General features: G+C 34.3%; 18 protein-coding genes. 6 read left to right on the forward strand and 12 right to left on the reverse strand.

Annotation, left to right across the window (positions count from 1 at the left end; all coding sequences use genetic code 11):
- Nucleotides 1-58 precede the first annotated feature (58 nt).
- From OH814_RS11750 to recO, 4 genes are read left to right on the forward strand one after another with little or no spacing between them, the layout of a single operon-like run.
- Nucleotides 59-814 carry a 5'-nucleotidase C-terminal domain-containing protein gene (locus OH814_RS11750; RefSeq protein WP_308828277.1) on the forward strand — a complete coding sequence of 252 codons (756 nt, stop codon included), beginning with the start codon at nt 59-61 and terminating at the stop codon, nt 812-814.
- Nucleotides 814-1,764 (forward strand): metallophosphatase, encoded by a 951-nt coding sequence (locus OH814_RS11755; RefSeq protein ID WP_308828278.1) that lies wholly within the window; start codon nt 814-816, stop codon nt 1,762-1,764. The genes OH814_RS11750 and OH814_RS11755 overlap by 1 nt, the downstream gene beginning before the upstream one ends.
- Nucleotide 1,765: 1 nt before the next feature.
- The gene (locus tag OH814_RS11760) at nt 1,766-4,015 is read left to right on the forward strand and encodes a T9SS type A sorting domain-containing protein (protein ID WP_308828279.1); all 2,250 of its coding nucleotides are present in this window, start codon (nt 1,766-1,768) and stop codon (nt 4,013-4,015) included.
- On the forward strand, nt 4,015-4,701 hold the full coding sequence (gene recO, locus OH814_RS11765) for a DNA repair protein RecO (protein WP_308828280.1): 687 nt from the start codon (nt 4,015-4,017) through the stop codon (nt 4,699-4,701). Before OH814_RS11760 ends, recO begins: the two co-directional genes overlap by 1 nt.
- 1 nt (nt 4,702) lies before the next feature.
- Here the strand turns inward: recO and OH814_RS11770 are convergent, their stop codons facing one another.
- The 6 genes from OH814_RS11770 to OH814_RS11795 all read right to left on the reverse strand — a co-directional run bounded on the left by OH814_RS11770 (nt 4,703) and on the right by OH814_RS11795 (nt 10,004).
- A complete protein-coding gene (locus OH814_RS11770) occupies nt 4,703-5,512 on the reverse strand; it encodes a glucose 1-dehydrogenase (RefSeq protein ID WP_308828281.1) in 810 nt (269 codons plus the stop codon).
- A 67-nt stretch (nt 5,513-5,579) separates the two neighbouring features.
- Nucleotides 5,580-6,065 carry a GNAT family N-acetyltransferase gene (locus OH814_RS11775; RefSeq protein ID WP_308828282.1) on the reverse strand — a complete coding sequence of 162 codons (486 nt, stop codon included), beginning with the start codon at nt 6,063-6,065 and terminating at the stop codon, nt 5,580-5,582.
- Between the two features lie 3 nt (nt 6,066-6,068).
- Complete coding sequence (locus OH814_RS11780) at nt 6,069-6,713, reverse strand: DUF1684 domain-containing protein (RefSeq protein ID WP_201135256.1); 645 nt, start codon at nt 6,711-6,713, stop codon at nt 6,069-6,071.
- Between the two features lie 66 nt (nt 6,714-6,779).
- A complete protein-coding gene (locus OH814_RS11785) occupies nt 6,780-7,172 on the reverse strand; it encodes a hypothetical protein (RefSeq protein ID WP_115620165.1) in 393 nt (130 codons plus the stop codon).
- An 83-nt stretch (nt 7,173-7,255) separates the two neighbouring features.
- On the reverse strand, nt 7,256-8,761 hold the full coding sequence (gene mqo / locus OH814_RS11790) for a malate dehydrogenase (quinone) (RefSeq protein WP_308828283.1): 1,506 nt from the start codon (nt 8,759-8,761) through the stop codon (nt 7,256-7,258).
- 202 nt (nt 8,762-8,963) lie between these two features.
- Nucleotides 8,964-10,004 carry an NAD(P)H-dependent glycerol-3-phosphate dehydrogenase gene (locus tag OH814_RS11795; RefSeq protein WP_076562551.1) on the reverse strand — a complete coding sequence of 347 codons (1,041 nt, stop codon included), beginning with the start codon at nt 10,002-10,004 and terminating at the stop codon, nt 8,964-8,966.
- 223 nt (nt 10,005-10,227) lie between these two features.
- Here OH814_RS11795 and OH814_RS11800 point away from each other — a divergent pair, with 223 nt between their 5' ends.
- The gene (locus OH814_RS11800; protein ID WP_308828284.1) at nt 10,228-11,235 is read left to right on the forward strand and encodes a peptidoglycan DD-metalloendopeptidase family protein; all 1,008 of its coding nucleotides are present in this window, start codon (nt 10,228-10,230) and stop codon (nt 11,233-11,235) included.
- Nucleotides 11,236-11,366: 131 nt separating this feature from the next.
- Here OH814_RS11800 and OH814_RS11805 read toward each other — a convergent pair whose 3' ends face one another.
- From OH814_RS11805 to OH814_RS11830, 6 genes are all read right to left on the reverse strand, one after another.
- A complete protein-coding gene (locus OH814_RS11805) occupies nt 11,367-12,020 on the reverse strand; it encodes an NAD(P)H-binding protein (protein ID WP_308828285.1) in 654 nt (217 codons plus the stop codon).
- Between the two features lie 57 nt (nt 12,021-12,077).
- Nucleotides 12,078-12,488, reverse strand: coding sequence for an Rrf2 family transcriptional regulator (locus OH814_RS11810; RefSeq protein ID WP_308828286.1), 411 nt, complete (start codon nt 12,486-12,488; stop codon nt 12,078-12,080).
- Nucleotides 12,489-12,580: 92 nt separating this feature from the next.
- Nucleotides 12,581-14,047: a serine hydrolase gene (locus OH814_RS11815; protein ID WP_308828287.1), complete on the reverse strand. Its 1,467-nt coding sequence runs from the start codon at nt 14,045-14,047 to the stop codon at nt 12,581-12,583.
- Between the two features lie 86 nt (nt 14,048-14,133).
- Complete coding sequence (locus OH814_RS11820) at nt 14,134-14,709, reverse strand: helix-turn-helix domain-containing protein (RefSeq protein ID WP_308828288.1); 576 nt, start codon at nt 14,707-14,709, stop codon at nt 14,134-14,136.
- Between the two features lie 51 nt (nt 14,710-14,760).
- Complete coding sequence (locus OH814_RS11825) at nt 14,761-15,711, reverse strand: hypothetical protein (RefSeq protein WP_308828289.1); 951 nt, start codon at nt 15,709-15,711, stop codon at nt 14,761-14,763.
- A gap of 104 nt (nt 15,712-15,815) precedes the next feature.
- Nucleotides 15,816-16,250, reverse strand: coding sequence for an FKBP-type peptidyl-prolyl cis-trans isomerase (locus OH814_RS11830; protein ID WP_076562563.1), 435 nt, complete (start codon nt 16,248-16,250; stop codon nt 15,816-15,818).
- A gap of 218 nt (nt 16,251-16,468) precedes the next feature.
- Here OH814_RS11830 and OH814_RS11835 point away from each other — a divergent pair, with 218 nt between their 5' ends.
- Nucleotides 16,469-17,470 carry a catalase gene (locus OH814_RS11835; protein WP_308828290.1) on the forward strand — a complete coding sequence of 334 codons (1,002 nt, stop codon included), beginning with the start codon at nt 16,469-16,471 and terminating at the stop codon, nt 17,468-17,470.
- The last annotated feature ends 99 nt before the right edge of the window (nt 17,471-17,569 follow it).

Consider the following 17,569-nt stretch of genomic DNA (forward strand, 5'->3'; position numbering starts at 1 on the left):
CAATATTTAATCCTGTTTTATTATACATATAATTATATTTGCATATACTAAAGATATTATGCAAAATAAATTCTTGTTATTAGGAATTGCCTTTTTTTCTCTCACGGCCTGTAAAACGACATCGTTGCAGGTTGCCAATGTGCAGACACAAAAGAATATTTCTATTAATAAAGACTTGAAGGACGATGAAGATTTTGCGAAATTTATCGAGCCTTATACAGAGAAACTCAACAAAGAGATGAATCAAAAAATCTCTTATACCCAAGTAGATTTAACTAAAGAAGGAGACAACAGCAATCTGGGAAATCTTTTAGCAGATTATACCTTTGACGGAGCAGACGTTTGGGTAAAAGCCAATCTTAATAAAAACGTAGACGCTGCCCTGATCAATATCGGGGGAATCCGTACAACGATCGGGAAAGGCGATATTCTTCTGAAAAATGTTTTTGAAGTAATGCCTTTTGAAAATGAAGTGATCATTGTAAAAATGAAAGGTTCAGATTTGCAGGGATTGTTTAATTATTATGCAAAAACTCAGGTAAATAATCCTGTTTCTCATTTATATATCGAAACCAACAACGGGCAATTAACCAGAACTTTGATTAATGGGAAAGAGGTAAATCCAACTCAGGATTATTATATCGCTACTTCTGATTATCTGGCTTTGGGTGGTGATAATATGAAATTTTTCAGCAAAGGAGAATCGATTCCTACAGGAATTAAATTGAGAGATTTATTTATCGATTATTTTAAGAAAAATACTGAAATCAATCCGAAGGAAGATATTCGTTTAAATTTTATTGGGAAGAAATAATGAACAGAAAGAGTTTTTTAAAAACAATAGGTGGCGGAACTTTAGCAATGACTTTAGCTCCCAATTTGATGATGGCGGAAGAATTAAGTTTAAATTCTTTCAAATCTGCTCACAAATTAACAATTCTTCACACCAACGATCAACACAGCAGAATTGAACCTTTTGACGAAAGCTATACCAAAAATCCTAATCAGGGTGGTTTTGCGAGAAGAGCAAGTTTAATACAGAAAATAAGAAGCGAAGAAAGTAATCTTTTGCTGCTGGATTCCGGAGATATTTTTCAGGGAACACCTTATTTTAATTTTTTTGGTGGTGAACTGGAGTTTAAGCTGATGTCGATGATGAAGTATGATGCGTCAACGATGGGAAATCATGATTTTGACAATGGTTTAGATGGTTTTTTAAAGGTTTTGCCTAATGCCGAGTTTCCTTTTATCTGTTCGAATTATGATTTTAAAAACACAATTCTTGACGGAAAAACTTCGCAGTATAAAATATTCAACAAGAACGGAATTAAGGTCGGAATTTTTGGCGTAGGAATTCAACTGGATGGATTAGTCGGCAAAAAACAATATGGAGAAACCGTTTGGTCTGACCCGATTGATGTGGCTCAGCATTATTCTAATTTCCTGAAAAATGAGAAAAAATGCGACCTTGTGATTTGCCTTTCTCACATCGGATATGACTACAAAGACGATCCTGAAAAAATAAACGATAAAATTTTAGCTTCAAAAACAGAAAATATTGACTTAATTTTGGGTGGTCACACCCACACTTTTTTACCGGAGCCCCAGACTTTTAAAAACAGACAAGGAAAAAATGTTTTAGTAAACCAAGTAGGTTGGGCGGGTCTACTTTTAGGCAGAATAGATTTCTTTTTTGATTCAAACAAAAATGTAAAACAGATTTCCTGGAATAATCAGGCAATCGACAGCAGTATAACAGTATAATATGAAAAAAATCTCATTACTTTCTTTTGGTATTTTCGCATCGGTGCAGTTTGTAAATGCGCAAAATATTTCTTCAAAAAAATGGTCAGACTTGTTTTCCTACAACAATGTTTTGGCGATGAAAGAAGATAACGGAAAAATCGTTGCCGCCACAGAAAACGGGATTTTTTATTATACAATTTCAACAGGGGAAATCACAAAACTTTCTAAAGCCAATGGCCTTCATGATGTGAAAATTTCTGCTTTTGATTATAATCCACAGACGAAAATTGGTTTGGTGGGTTACCAAAACGGAGCATTAGACGTCATCACTCCGCAAGGCGTAACGTATGTTGTAGACATTCCAATCGCAACAGGATACAACGGAAGCAAAAAGATTAATCATATCTCAATTACCGGAGACCGTGCAACGGTTTCTGTAGGGTATGGTGTATCTATTTTTGATTTAAAAAAGAAAGAATTTGGCGATTCTTCATTCTTTATCACCGGAGGCGTTTTTCAAGCAAGCAATGAAGCAACTATTTTGGGAAATAAAGTTTTTTCCGTTACCAATACCGGATTAAAAACTCATGAACTTAATACAACTTTTCCAGTTTTTTCAACCTGGACAACCGAACTGGCAGGAAACTTTACTGATATCGATTCGGAATCAGCTTTAGCTTTTTCATCTGCAACAGCAACTTATATTTATAATAACGGAACATCAACTCCTCTTGCGCAAACTTTTGGAGGTATCAATGATGTCGTTGTAAATTCAAATAATATTATCATTACAGATGGTAGCAGAATTTACACGTATAACACGAATGGGAATTTCGCTGGCAGCACAAGTGTAGGAGAAGCTTGTAATACAGCAACAACAATCGGCTCTAAAGTATACTGCGGAACTAAAGTATCCGGAGTTAAAACTGATGATAATATTTCATACAAACCAGATGGCCCTTATTTTAATGATTCTTATAAAATAAGATTGTTTAATGATAATCAGCTGTTAGTTTCAACAGGAATTAGAGCAAATGGATATAATGAGCCGCAAATAAACCCCAAAAATCCGGGATTCTATTATTTTACAGGAACAGAGTGGATTTATTCTTCCTATTTTGTAGGAAGCCCTACAGTATTTAATATAATCGATGCTTTTCCTGATCCTGCCAATCCTGGCGAGATATTTTTTTCAAATTATAATTTTAATCCTGGATACGGTATCTATAAAATGAAATATAATTCAAGTTCTAAAGATCTCGAATTTGTAAAACGTTATGATCTAGCTGCCGAAAATCAGTTTGTTCGTAGACCTGTCGGTTTTACTTCTGATGATCAAAATAATATTTTCGCAACAATTGGGTATTCAGGTCCTACAGCTGCGTTAGCGCATTATGACAGAGCAACAGATAATTTTTTATTAAAAGATTTAAATGTCAGTGCAGGTATTCAATATCCTGTTTTTAGTAATGATTTGTTGTGGATTCCCATCCCAAGAACAACTAATTTTTTAGTTTATGACACAAAAAAGACAGCAAGTTTTTCTGATGACACTCAATATTATTTAGAACAGTCAAACGGTCTTCCTGATCGTACAGTCTCTTTTGCGATGGACAAATCCGGAGATGCATGGATTGGTTGTCAAAGTGGATTAAGAATTTTACCAAATGCAGCATCTGAAGTAAAAAACAATCCGCAATTAGAACCTATCGTCGTTGAACAAGGTGGGCTTGCTGAAGAGCTTTTCAGAGACTCTCCAATTTTACACATTGAAGTAGATGGCGGAAACCAAAAATGGGTATCTGTAGAAGATGGAGGTGTCTATTATTTGTCTGCTTCAGGCGAACAAACCATCAAGCATTTTACAAAAGATAATTCTCCACTCCCAACGAATACCATTACAGATATTAAAGTTGATAAAAAAATCGGCAAAGTTTATTTTGTAACCTTTGACGGAATTGTTACCTATCAGGGTGATGTTGCAGACGTGACTTCAGATTTTGGAAATGTTCTCGTTTATCCTAATCCTGTTGTTTATTCTCAGTTTAAAGGAAATGTAACTATTAAAGGATTAGCTGAAAAAACTAATATCAGAATTACCGATGCTGCAGGAAACTTAGTACATTCTGCCATTGCAAGAACAGGATATTACGAATGGAATCTTAATAACCAAAAAGGCAAAAGAGTGGCTTCGGGAATTTATTTTGTTTTGATGACCAATGAAGATGGTTCAGATAAAGCTACGGCGAAAATAGCGGTAGTCAATTGATGATTTTACAAAGCGGATTTTTACTTTCATATATAAAATATGGAGAAAACGATGCCGTTCTCCATTGTTTCACCGAAGAAGATGGTTTTCAGACCTATTTTTTAAAAGGGATTTACAGTAAAAAGAATAAGAAGAAAGCATTTTTGCTGCCTTTAAATAAGCTTAATTTTTCTGTCAGCGCTGGAAAAAGCAGTGGAATTCAAACGGTATCTAGATTTGAAATTGTAGAAATAAATGATGTTTACACCGACATTAAAGCCAATACGGTTATATTTTTTATTGCAGATTTTTTGAATCAGATTTTAAGAAACGAAAATAAAAATCAGATCATCTTTCATACTATTGAAGAATTTATCCTTGAGCTCAGCCGGCAAAATTACCGTTCTCATATTATTCTTCTCATTAAGATCTTAAAAATTCAGGGAGTTGCACCACTTTTAGGAGAAGGAAACTATCTTGATCCCGAAACAGGAACTTTCTCAGATGTTGGAACACACCATTTTTTTGACAGTGAGAACTCTCTTTTATGGAAATTAATTTTATCCTCTAATGATCCTTATGAAATAAAGATTCCACAAGCCTTAAGGAAAAAGTTTTTAGACAGCCTGCTTATTTATTATCATTACCACATTACCGATTTTAAAACACCTAATTCACTCGAAATTATTCAGCAGATTTTCGAATAAATTATCCACCATTTGAGAAGCTTTCCAGGCTGGTCATTCCACCGTCTATGAAAATACTGGTTCCGGAAATATAATCAGCCAAATCGCTGGCTAAAAATGCAGCCAAATTTCCTACATCTTCAGGCTGGCCAATTCTGTTGTATGGAATAAGCTTCATCAAATCATTCATCGCTTCCGGAGTTTCCCACGCATCTTTATTAATTGGTGTCTGAATGGCTCCCGGACAAATTGAATTGACTCTGATTTTATCTGCACCATGCTCCTGAGCCAAAGTTTGCATCAACATTTTTATGGCACCTTTACTTGCCGCATAATTGGCGTGACCTGCCCAAGGAATAATCTCATGTACCGAACTGATGTGGATTATTTTGCCGCAGGCAACTGAACGTTTTGTATCTATTCCGCGACGGAGAAATTCTTTGATGGCTTCTCTGGAACATAAAAACTGGCCTCTAAGATTCACGCCCATTACGGTGTCCCAATCTTCCAAAGTCATATCGATAAATTTAGCATCTTTCTGAATGCCGGCATTATTAACCAGAATATCAACGGTTCCGTATTCTGAAATGACGTCTGCAAACATCTTTATCACCTGATCTTCTTTAGAAACATCACAACGATAAACCATTCCGTTTCCGCCGTTTTTTTGAATTTCGTCTAAAACTTTTTGAGCCTCATCTTTAGATTTTTCAGATGAATGATTGATAATTACTGTAGCTCCGGCCGAAGCGATAGATTTTGCAATTCCGGTTCCGATTCCGCTTGAGGCGCCTGTGATGATGGCAACCTGATTTTTTAGTGAAACTTCCATATTTTGATTTAATGATGTCTAAAATCAATTGAAAGTATCACGCCAAACTGAAGATTATATTTTTAAATTAATCTAAATTTTTAAACATTACAAACTGGGGACCGCTCCTCCCTTCGATCTTTTTACCATCAAAAATATATCCTGTTTTTAGATAAATCTGAAAAGCAAGATCATTTCTTTCATTAACAGATAAAACAACTTCATTGCAGTCTTTAAAATGTTCTTTGATAAAATGATCCAATACAATCATCACAGATTTGCCAATTCCATTCCCCTGAAATTCAGGATTTATAGACAATGATCGAAGCAAAACCGAATCAGCATTATCGGTAAGTGCCAATTTATCATCTCCAAAATCTAAGACACAAAAGCCAGCCACCCTTTCCTCATAGAAAATCGTAATTGGATAGGCAAAAAAATCATCATTTTGATTTCTTGCCTCAATTCTTTCTAATGCCTGTTTGGGTAAAGCTGAAAACTGCGCCTGAATTTCATCAAGTTCATAATTTAATTCAGGTAAATCTTTCGGTTCAAAAAATTGTAAGTCGACCATGGTTTAGTGGTGATAAATATCGTTATACATTACTCCCGCTCTTATCTCTACAGGCAGTTTATTTTCTTCGGGAACGATCGGACAATTGTAATCATAAGCGTTATATGCACAAAAAGGCTGATAAGATTGGTTAAAGTCTAGAACAATCGTATTTCCTTTCGGAATCTTTAAATCCATATATTTACCGCCACCATAAGTTTCTTTCTGATTGGTTTCGTCACGGAAAGGTAAGAAAAGATAATCTTTATATTTTTCCATTTTCATCAGATCTAAACTTTGATAAATGGTCAAAGTATAAGATTTTCCCTCAATTGTAAAGTGGGCTTTTCCAAATTCCTGATATGATTTTGATTTTCCAGAAGAAGTCGGCAGATCGAAGGGTTCAGGATTTTCATTTTTAACAAAATCAGCAGTTATGCGGTATTTCAAATCAATCGGAAAGAAAGGATGTGCCTTGAAGTTTTCAAAATTATCGCCTCGCAATGGTGTTTCTTTTTTGTTGAGGTATTCTTTATTTAAATCTGATTGAAACTTTTTGATTTCTTTAATTTCCTTTGAATTGTTTCCCAAAGAATTGTTTGTTTTCATTTTCTGAGAAAACATTAAAAGAGGAATAACAGCGAACAAGAACAATATAATTTTCTTCATTTTAGTTTAATTAAGTTGGCAAAAGACTCCAAATTACACTTCGGTTTTTAAATAGTAACCAAAATTTTATTCCGAAATTTTTATACGGTAAATATCAGATGAATTTCTTTTAATTGATTTCACAAAAAAACCTCCTTCTTCGGGAATTATTTCTTTAAAATCAAAACTTGTGCAATCTTTTGGCAAACCTGAAAAAACCAATGTAAACCAAAAATCTTTCATAAATGGAACGACTGTCCAATTGGGATAAATGGTAATATTTTCTGCGTGTATCAATTTGCTTTTGTGGCTGGAAGTGTTATCTACAAGGTAAGTCGTGTTCCAAATTCTGATTAAATTTCCCAAAAAAGGTGATGCCGGAAAACAGCAATGTACAATCACCTGCTTTTCTTCTTCAATTTTCGTCTGAAGAGATTCAAGGATTTCCTTTGCAATAATCGGTTTTGAGATAACTTCCATCGTGATATGAGTAATGGTTGATAGATAATGAATAATAAGTAACCTTGCAAAATTACTTATTACCCATTACTTATTGCTTATATTTAATGCTTAAGCTCTAATTTTTCTTTGCTGTACGCTCTGGTTTTTTTTGCCAACTCAGGATTTTCGGATAATTTTTGTCCGTATGAAGGAATCATTTCCATTAATTTATCTCTCCATTCTCCTTTAAGTTTTTCAGAAAAACATTTTTCTAAAACATTTAACATGGCAAAAACTGCAGTTGATGCTCCGGGAGAAGCGCCCAACAGAGAAGCAATAGTTCCTTTATCATTAACGACAACCTCGGTTCCGAATTCTAATTTACCACCCAATTTATCGTCTTTTTTAATAATTTGAACTCGTTGTCCGGCAACTTTCAATTCCCAGTCTTCTTCATTTGCATCTTTTATAAACTCTCTTAAATGCTGTATTCTCTGAGCTTTCGTCATCGCAACCTGCTGAACCAGATATTTTGTTAAAGGAAGATTATGCCACCAAGCTCCGAATAATGAGCGAAGATTTTTTGTATTGACACTTTCCGGTAAATCAAGATAGCTTCCTTCTTTCAAAAATTTAGTCGAAAATCCTGCAAAAGGCCCGAAAAGTAACGCTTTCTTACCATCAATTATTCTTAAATCTAAATGCGGAACAGACATTGGTGGTGCATCAACTGTTGCCTGCGTATAAACTTTTGCCTGATGTTGTGCTACTAATTCCTGATTGTGGGTAACCAACCACTGTCCGGATACAGGAAAGCCTCCATATCCTTCACTTTCTTTAATATCTGAGCTGTCGAGTAATGGCAATGCATAGCCTCCTGCTCCTATAAAAACAAAATCTGCAACAACTTCCTGTTTATGGCTTTTGATGCGGTCTTTTACTTTCATTTCCCACTTTCCATCTTCTCTTGGATCGACGTCTTTCACTTCATGATATAAGAAAACTTCCACATGAGAATCTTCTACAAGATGGCGACCCATTTTTCGGGTAAGACTACCAAAATTTACATCGGTTCCGAGATCCATTTTTGTAGCTGCTAAAACTTCAGACTGATTTCTTTTGCTCATCACCAAAGGAATCCATTCTCTCAATGTATCATGATCGGTAGAAAATTCCATTTCTGAAAACAAAGGCGAATTGATGAGTGCGTCATGTCTTTTGCGAAGATATTCTGCATCTTTCTCCCCAAAAACCAAACTCATGTGAGCACAAGAATTGATAAATTCCTGAGGATTCTGAATGTATTTTTTGTCAACCAAATAAGACCAGAACTGCTTTGAAATTTCAAACTGTTCTGCAATTTTTTCAGCTTTTGAAATATCTATACTTCCATCTTCATTTTCGGGTGTATAATTGAGTTCACAGAATGCAGAATGCCCTGTTCCCGCATTGTTCCATGCAGCGGTACTTTCTTTGGCAAACCTTCCCAGTCTTTCAAAAATAGCAATATCTAAATTGGGATCAAATTCGTGAAGTAAAGTTGCTAGCGTTACGCTCATAATTCCGCCGCCGATCAATACTACATCGTATTTTGGCTTTGGTGTTCTGTTTGTAATTGTATGTGGCATTGTGTGAATTTTAATACGAATTTCGGGAAAAGTTTTATATTAAAATAAGATTTCACTATTTAATTCAATCACAAAAATAAAATTATTAGCAACCGAATAATGATGATGGAAATTATCATTTCAAATCATAGAGATGATATATTTAGTAAAAAACATCAATGAATATCACCGATGCCTTATATTTTCTAAAATGAAATTGATCCTAATTCAATTTTGCCGTCAATTTTTTAAACTGTTTTTCAGCGTTTTTACCTTCATACAAAATCGCATAAATAGTATCAATAATTGGTAACTCCAGTTTTTTCTGTTTTGCTGTTTTGTAAATAGAATCTGCAGCGTAATATCCTTCAGCAACCATGTTCATCGACTGAATTGCAGATTTCACCGTATATCCTTTTCCGATAAGGTTTCCTAAATTTCGGTTTCTTGAAAACAATGAATATGCTGTAACCAGTAAATCTCCCAAATAAGCACTTTCGTTAACATCTCTCGGTGCCTCGTAAATCGCTTCAAGGAAAGTTTCCATCTCACGAATCGCATTTGATACAAATACAGCTGTAAAGTTATCTCCGTAACCCAAACCGCTTGCAATACCTGCTCCGATGGCAAAAATATTTTTCAGAATAGCACTGTATTCGTTTCCTAAAATATCTTTACTTGAATTTACCTTGATAAAATCTGAATTGAAAATATTAACCAGTTTTTGAGAAGTTTCATCTTCAACGGTGGCCACCGTAAGATAAGAAAGCCTTTCCATTGCGACTTCTTCAGCATGACAAGGTCCTGCAATTACTGCCTGATTTCTAAATCCTATCTGAAATTCTTCTTTCAAGTAATGGGCAACCACATCATTCACTTTAGGAATAATCCCTTTAATGGCTGAGACAAAAATTTTGTCTTTGTATTCGCATGTCATTTTATCTAAAGTATCTGAAAGATAAATAGACGGAGTCGCCAAAACAACAACATCACAAGCTGTAACCAACTCGTTGACATCGGTCGTCAGTTTTAAATTTTTAAGATTAAAATTAACTGCTGTAAGATAAGTCGGGTTGTGACCGCGCAGTTCGATTGCTCCTTTTACAAACTCATTTCTTACACACCAATGCACTGTTTTGCAGTTTTCGACAAGCATTTTTACAATAGCCGTTGCAAAACTTCCGCTACCTACAACGCCAACCGCAACGTCATTTTTGGTCTTTTTAGAAATAGAAGAATCTGAGTTGGTTTTCTTTTTCGCCATAATTGAAATCTGAAATGCAAATATATTAAAACCGAAAGATATCAAAACTTTCTCTCATCTAATATAAATCATTTTTGGAAACTTTATCATTGTCACACAATTAAACACTTAATCTTACGTTTATTACAAGTATTTCTAAATTTTCGTTAAGAATAATCCTGAAAGTTTATTTTTACTTAAATTTGCCCCCTTAAAACCTTTTTAAATTCTAAGAGAAAGAAAAATGAAGAAATTTTTAGGCAGCAAAAAGAAAGTAACAGTTCTTATCGGAGGACTTTCACTGGTCGTTTTTGCACAAAGTATTTTCATTGCCAAATTGTTTTCGGAGAAAGATGACAAAAACTATGAAGTAAATTTGGTGAAAATAAATACAGAAAAAGACAGCGTTGATTATCTGAAAATGAAAACAGATCTTGGTTTGGTAGATCAAACGGTATCTCAACTGAATTCTTTTCTAAAATCAAAAGATATTAAGAACGAAAAATTGATGGTTCTTGATAACGACAGTATTTCAAACTCAATTTATCTGGCAAAACAATCAAACAGATACAGCCAATATCTGATGGATTTGCAGAAAAAACTGATGCAGATACCTTTAGGAATGCCGACGGAAGGCTATATTTCATCAAACTTCGGGATCCGAAAAAACCCTATTCCTTTTAAAACCGTTTATGCATCTGTAAAACCTGCAACCTCTTCTCCAGCCGCCGTCGCAGCAACTCCCAAACCGGAAGTAAAAGCAGAACCGATAGAAAAAATTATAGAAGTAACCGACAGCTACGGAAATAAGAGAGAAATAAAAGTCATGGTGACACCAAAGACAGCAAGTACAGCTGCTCCTTCTCATACAGCGACTAAAAATGTAGCGGTATCTAAAGCTCCAACAGAAAAAAATAATCCTCCTGCAGAAGCTGATCAAATGCAGTTTCACAAAGGTTTAGACATTGCAGTTCCTTTTGGATCTGACGTTGTCGCAACAGCAGCCGGAACTGTAATTTTCTCAGGACAGAAAGGCGGCTATGGAAATTGCGTCATCGTGTCTCACGGAAATGGATTGGCAACACTTTACGGTCATCTTTCAAAATTGGTTGCAAAAACCAATGAAAAAATTAAAGTCGGGCAAGTGATTGCAAAATCAGGAAATTCCGGGCGTTCTACAGGGCCGCATTTGCACTATGAAGTACACAAAAACAATGCTCCGGTGAATCCGAAGTTGTTTATGAATCTGTAAATAATAATTTATTTGGATAAAAATTTCGGCGGCACCTTTGGTGCCGCCGAAATTTTGTCTTGCATTAAATTATATTCGTCGGATTTTATCCGACGCTTTGATAAGTCGTCCCTTTGGGACTTTCAAGATAATTAATAAGCTGCTGTGAACCTTTCACGGATGTGATTGTTTTGTTCTAATTCATCAACCAAAACCACGGCAACATCTTCTACAGAAAGTACACTTCTTCCTTCTTCATTGAATACAGGATTTTCAAGAGCAGTTCTGTATTTTCCGGTTCTGATTCCTGCTGTTCCGGGATGCATTTCAATTGCGGGGCTGAAAAAAGTCCAGTCTAAAGTTGTATTTTCTTTGATTTTATTTAGATAATCTCTTGCTGCAGTTGCTCCGGGTTTGATATCTGCCGGAAAATCCGGTCCGTCAACCAATTGATTTCCGTCAATGAATAAACTTCCTGCTCCACCAACCGTTATAAATCTCTTTACACCCGATTTTTCAACTGCTTTTTCGATATTGATTGATCCATTTAGGAAATCATTATAAAGATTAGGATTCGTCCAACCTGCGTTGAATGTGTTGATTACAGCATCATTTCCTTTCAAGGCTTCCGCTAAATCATCTACATTATTTACATCGACACTTTTTGCTTTTACCGTTTCAGTTTCGTTTACTTTAGATACGTCTCTTACGATTGCTTCTACTTCAAAACCTCTGTTTACCAATTCTTTTACTACTTGTGTTCCCACAAAACCGGTTGCACCGATTACTGCTACTTTTTTGCTCATACTTTTTTTATTTAAATTAATTGTAATACATTTTGTTACATTTTAGACTAAAAAATTTTAATCGAAATGACCGGTAAATTCTTTTAATGTTTTATCTCCCAAAAACTGACAAACCAACAGATCTGTTTCTGTAAAAAGCTGCCCCAAATGGGTGTTTATACTTTTACCGACAGGACAAGCCGGATTGGGATCGTTATTTTTTTTTCCTAAAACATCAGAGTTTTTTACCGCTGAATAAATCTCAGAAATACTGATCTCGGAAGCATTTTTCGCTAACTGGCTTCCTCCTTCTTTGCCTTTTCGACTGATAATCAATCCTGCTTTTTTTAAAACACCAATTTCTTTACGAACAATTACAGGATTTACATTGATGCTGCCTGCAAGCCAATCAGAAGTGATCCAATCCTGAGGGAATTTTGACAACAGTGTCATGATGTGTATTGCCGTAGCGAATCTTGTATTATTCATTCTAATTGTTCAGCAAAGATACAAATATTTTAATTGTAACAAAATTAATTACAATTAAAATTTAATTTAACTGTAATTAATTACCTGAAAGATCATTTGGTTTCAATCTCAACAATTCTTCTTCCGATATCGCCAAAGTATTGATTGATGATTGTTTCATAAATTTTGTAGCCGTCATCTACATTCGTAAAAATTACGAGACCTTTTTTCGTCTTTGGTAGAACGATCGCAAATGTGTTTACTCCTTTATCAGAACCGGTGTGCGAAAGTGAAATATCATTATTCCCCAAATCATAAATCTCAAAACCGAGCCCGTAATATTTATTTTTTTTAGTTTCGACCTGCTTGCTTTTCATCTCTTCAAAAACTTTACGTGACAGCAATTTACTATCCATTACGGCAATCAAAAAATTACTGTAATCTTCCACAGAAGTCATCAAATCATCTGCCGCATTGGGAGTTTTATTTTTTACAATATCGTAGGGTTTTCCGTTTTTGTCATACCCGATTACAATTCTGTCAGCATCTTTTTTATCGTTCCAGATATAACTTGTATCGTTCATATTTAATGGTTTAAAAACCATCTCCTTAGCTAAATCTTCCAGACTTTTACCGAATTTTTTTTCAATTGCTTTTCGCAGATATTCAAAACCTTCACCGGAATACTGATATTTTGTTCCGGGATCAAAATCAAAACTTAGCTTTTGATCTTTATTCGCCCACCTCCAATTTGCAAAGCCGGTCTGATGGCTTAAAACAAATCTTGTTGTTAATTTTTTGTGTCGAGGGTCTTTTGCAACATTAGGATCTGTAAAATATTTGTAAAGCGGCTCATCAAGATCCCATTTTCCGAGACTTACTAAATGTAAAACCGTCATTGCAGTTACAGGTTTAGTTAAAGATGCCACATTAAAAAGTGAATTGTAAGATGCAGAAATTTTATCATTTAATTTTCCATAAACTTTTATTTGTGTTAATTTTCCATTTTCAATAATACCCAATCCTAAAGTAGGGATATGATTATCTTTCAATAGCTTTTCCAAATTATCTGGAATTTTTGCCTTATTAGGATCACCATGATCGTAGCTCAAAACATCGCTCATTAACCAGTTTCCGTCTTTTTTTGTCCAAACCGATGTGAATTTTGCTTGTCCGCCCAAAACATCTTCTTTATTTTTTTCTCGCGTAAAAAACTGATGTTCTCCCGTTTGTATTGCACCATACAGTTCGCCATTATTATACAAAGGAAAAACTTCCAGACTGCTTTCGATAACTTTACGAATTGGTTTTTGATTTGGGTTGGAACAAATATTTTGTTTCGTTCTTTCCAAGAATAATTTTTTATCCTGAAAGCCACCATTATCATGATAGAATTTCAGATTATCATCAACCGATTTTTCCAGATATGCTATATCACAATTATTGAAACCACGTTCAAAAAAAAGACTGTCCTGTTTCTTTAATTCTAAAAATAATGGTGAATTTTTATCGATTTGAGCGTTTACAATTCCGAAGAAAAAGAAGAGAATAAAAATACTGATGCTGATCTTTTGTGTCATTGAATTATTTTTGACAAAGATTCAGAATAAATTGATTTTAAGTCAAAAAATAAACCCGACAAAAACCCGACAATCAACTGTAATTTTTATATAAAACTGAAATTCAACTTATAACGAAGGCCTTGTTTCTTATCGATTTCATAAGCATTTCTCAAAATAATATAAACGTTTGTCAATACTAAGACAATCATCGTGATCATAACAGAGACTGAACCTAATTTTAATAAGGCAATTAACATAAAAATAATCGGTGAAATAATCGCTAAAAATATTTGAAGAGAAATTATTTGTTTTATAATTGGAGATTTCTCTTTTGTGAAAAACATAATCAATAATGGCAGCAAAAAATTAGCAATCGGCAGCCATGCAAACGGAAGTGAAGAAAGATTAATTATTTTGATTAAACCAGAATTAAAAAGAGAGTGATTTTCTTCTGTCGTGTCGATTACTTCATCAATTACAATTTCTTCTTTTATCGTCTTTGAAGTCAATAAGTCATTCTCAGAAACATCAAGACTTTCTGCCAAAGTTTTTAATGTATACCCTTTTGGAGTGGTTCCAGCTTCAATTCGTTGAATGGTTCTTACCGAAATCCCCGACTTTTCGGCTAATTCTTCCTGAGTAAGGTTTCTCTTTTCACGGATTTTTTTTAATTCAGACATTATTTACAAGTAGATTACAGCAAATTTACAGATTCAAACTTTCATTCTGCTTTACAAAATCAGTTTATCTAAATCTAAAAGCAAATAATTAATCGTCTGATTAATCGTACGAGTTGCCGACTGCATCTGATTGAGCATTGCCGCACGATTGTGAAGATCATCAGCTCGATAAAGCCCTCCATCTTTGAAAATTACTGAATGATCTGCAGCATTTTTATCATCATCAAACTGATAATGCAGCCATCGTTGTTTCATGCTCGAAATAACTGAATGCTCTTCTTTATTTGAAAACCTCTTTTCGGTGTACATATACCAGATGAAAGGTGGGAAATTAGGTGATTCCAGCTTTTCGTTCCAGATGTCTCTCAATAAATTTCTTTGATGTATAAATTCTACTTTTTTACCTTTCGGATTTAAAGTTGCCAAACCAAAACCTGCTCCCAAAGCACCTCCGGAAATATCAATCGCACTACTCCACCCTTCATCTTTTACAATTCCACCTGCAATGGAGGCTACAGCTCCGGCTGCAATTGAATATAAAATGAGCTTATTATTCCTGGAATCATTTAAATTATCTACATAATTTCCAATTTGTGCGACACGTTCTCCTTCACAGTCAAATTCTGCAGCAACGGCGTCCAATTCGGTCAATGCAATGGTTATTTTACTATTGATTTTCATCTTCAGCTGTAAAACTTTTACCTGAGAACTCAATGATGAATCTTTTTTTAGTTTAACAATCTCATTTACTTCATCCAGATTATCCAAAGCATTTAAAATCAAAATACTCTGATCAGAAAAAATGCCTTTCAGCTGCCGATTGGCCGAAATAATAGAATCTGAATTATAAGAAGGTAATTTATTTTCATAATTATACTTAAAAGGCGCTTTGCAATAGCTGTCTCTCAAAGTAAGAATATTCTGCTTTATCGCCTGGTTTTTCTTTGAAACGCAGGAAGTCAATAAAATAAAAGCGGCAAAAATAAAATATAGTTTCTTCATTAAAACTCAATTACAAAAAAAATAACCTTAAATACTAAGATAAAACAAATAAAAAAAATCCACCTGATAACAGATAGATTTTAATTTATTTTTAAGGTTTAGATTTATTTAATATCTAATAATTCTACCTGAAATACCAATGTTGAATTGGGACCGATTTCTTTGCTAATTTGCTGATCTCCATATGCCAAATGCGGTGGAATAATCAATCTCCATTTGCTTCCTACAGGCATCAACTGTAGTGCTTCTGTCCATCCTTTGATTACTTTATTCAACGGAAATGAAGCAGGTGTTCCTCTTTTCACAGAGCTGTCGAATACTTTTCCGGCAATTGTTGTTCCGTGATAATGACATTTAACCATTGATTTTGGGCCTGGCTTCGGTCCATCGCCTTCAGTAATGATTTCGTACTGCAACCCGCTTGGTAATTGCACTACGCTTTCTCTTTTACCGTATTCAAACATATATTCCTGACCGTCTTTCAGGTTCTTTTCTGCCAATTCCTTCTTTTTCTTAAATAACAAATCTGCTACTCCCATAATTTTTTTTACAAAGATAGGGTTTATGCATAAATGATAAATCATAATTGATACTTGAAATAAATATATCATAAATGATAAACTTCCAGCTTCAAACATCGAGCCTCCAGTCTTTTACTATCGCTTCAGTTTACAGCACAAAAAACATTAAAAAATGCTTAATATTCTCGTAACGTAGATTTAAAAACTTGGCGTTATAATTGAATTTTAAAAACTATATGCCAAATCCGTTAAGATATAATAAGAACTTTGAGAAGCTCAGCTATGAAGAAAAACAGCTATTTGAAGAAACTAAAAAGAGTATTGCCGATTTTGTAGAGTACTCTTCCACGATAAGTGATGTGAATTACGCTACACGAAATGCTCATGCCAAAACGTATGCTGTTTTGAATGGCACATTTATCATCAGCAAAGATATTCCGAATGACTTAAAACATGTTTTTGACAGTGATCAATACGAGATTACCGCAAGATTGTCTAATGCACATCCGAAGATTAATAAAAACAGAAAAGATATTCCCGCTTACGGTTTTGCCATTAAAATAAAAGATGATTCCGGAAGAACGATATCCAACTATCCTTTGGTGAATTTCCCTTTGTTTCCGGTGAATTCTGTTTCTGTATTTTTGAAATTGTTTACTTCTCTCAATCGCTTTTTTGTAAAAAAATGGAGCAACTTATTTCCGCTTTTAAAGCAGATTTATAAAATAATTCCTTATACATTAAACCCATCATTTCTGAAAAACGTCTGGAAATTTATTTTAAACAAAAATAACTTCATTCTGTCATTTGATTTTCATTCAGTGGGAGTTTATCGTTTTGATGATAAAATGATTAAGATAAAAGTAAGCCCCAAACACGTGCAGAAAAATTTTGGTAGAAATCAATCTGTAAAAGAGGCTGTTGAAACTTTCTTCGGAACTCATGATTTCGCTGCAAATGTCTACATTCAGTTTTGCTATGATCTGAAAGACCAGCCAATCAACAAGCTTAATATCGAATGGAAAAACTCTCCTTTCATCAAAATTGGAGAAATTAAAATTGATAAGAACTCATTATTAAATCCTAAAGGGTGCGAGAATGAACTTCTGTCTTTTAATCCTTTTGATAGTGCCGAAATTTTTCAGCCAGTCGGAAAGATTCAGAAGCTCAGAGATGAAGCTTATAAAGTATCGCTTCAGACTAGAAAGAAGATTAATAAGCTTTTGAAATATAGGTAAAGTCGATAGTTGATAGTTGATAGTTGATAGTTGATAGTTGATAGTTGATAGCGAAAATAAGAAATAAAAAAGGCTTTACGATTTGTAAAGCCTTGTATG

Source organism: Chryseobacterium sp. CFS15, from assembly GCF_031118795.1.
In the GTDB taxonomy this organism is placed as follows: domain Bacteria; phylum Bacteroidota; class Bacteroidia; order Flavobacteriales; family Weeksellaceae; genus Chryseobacterium; species Chryseobacterium indoltheticum.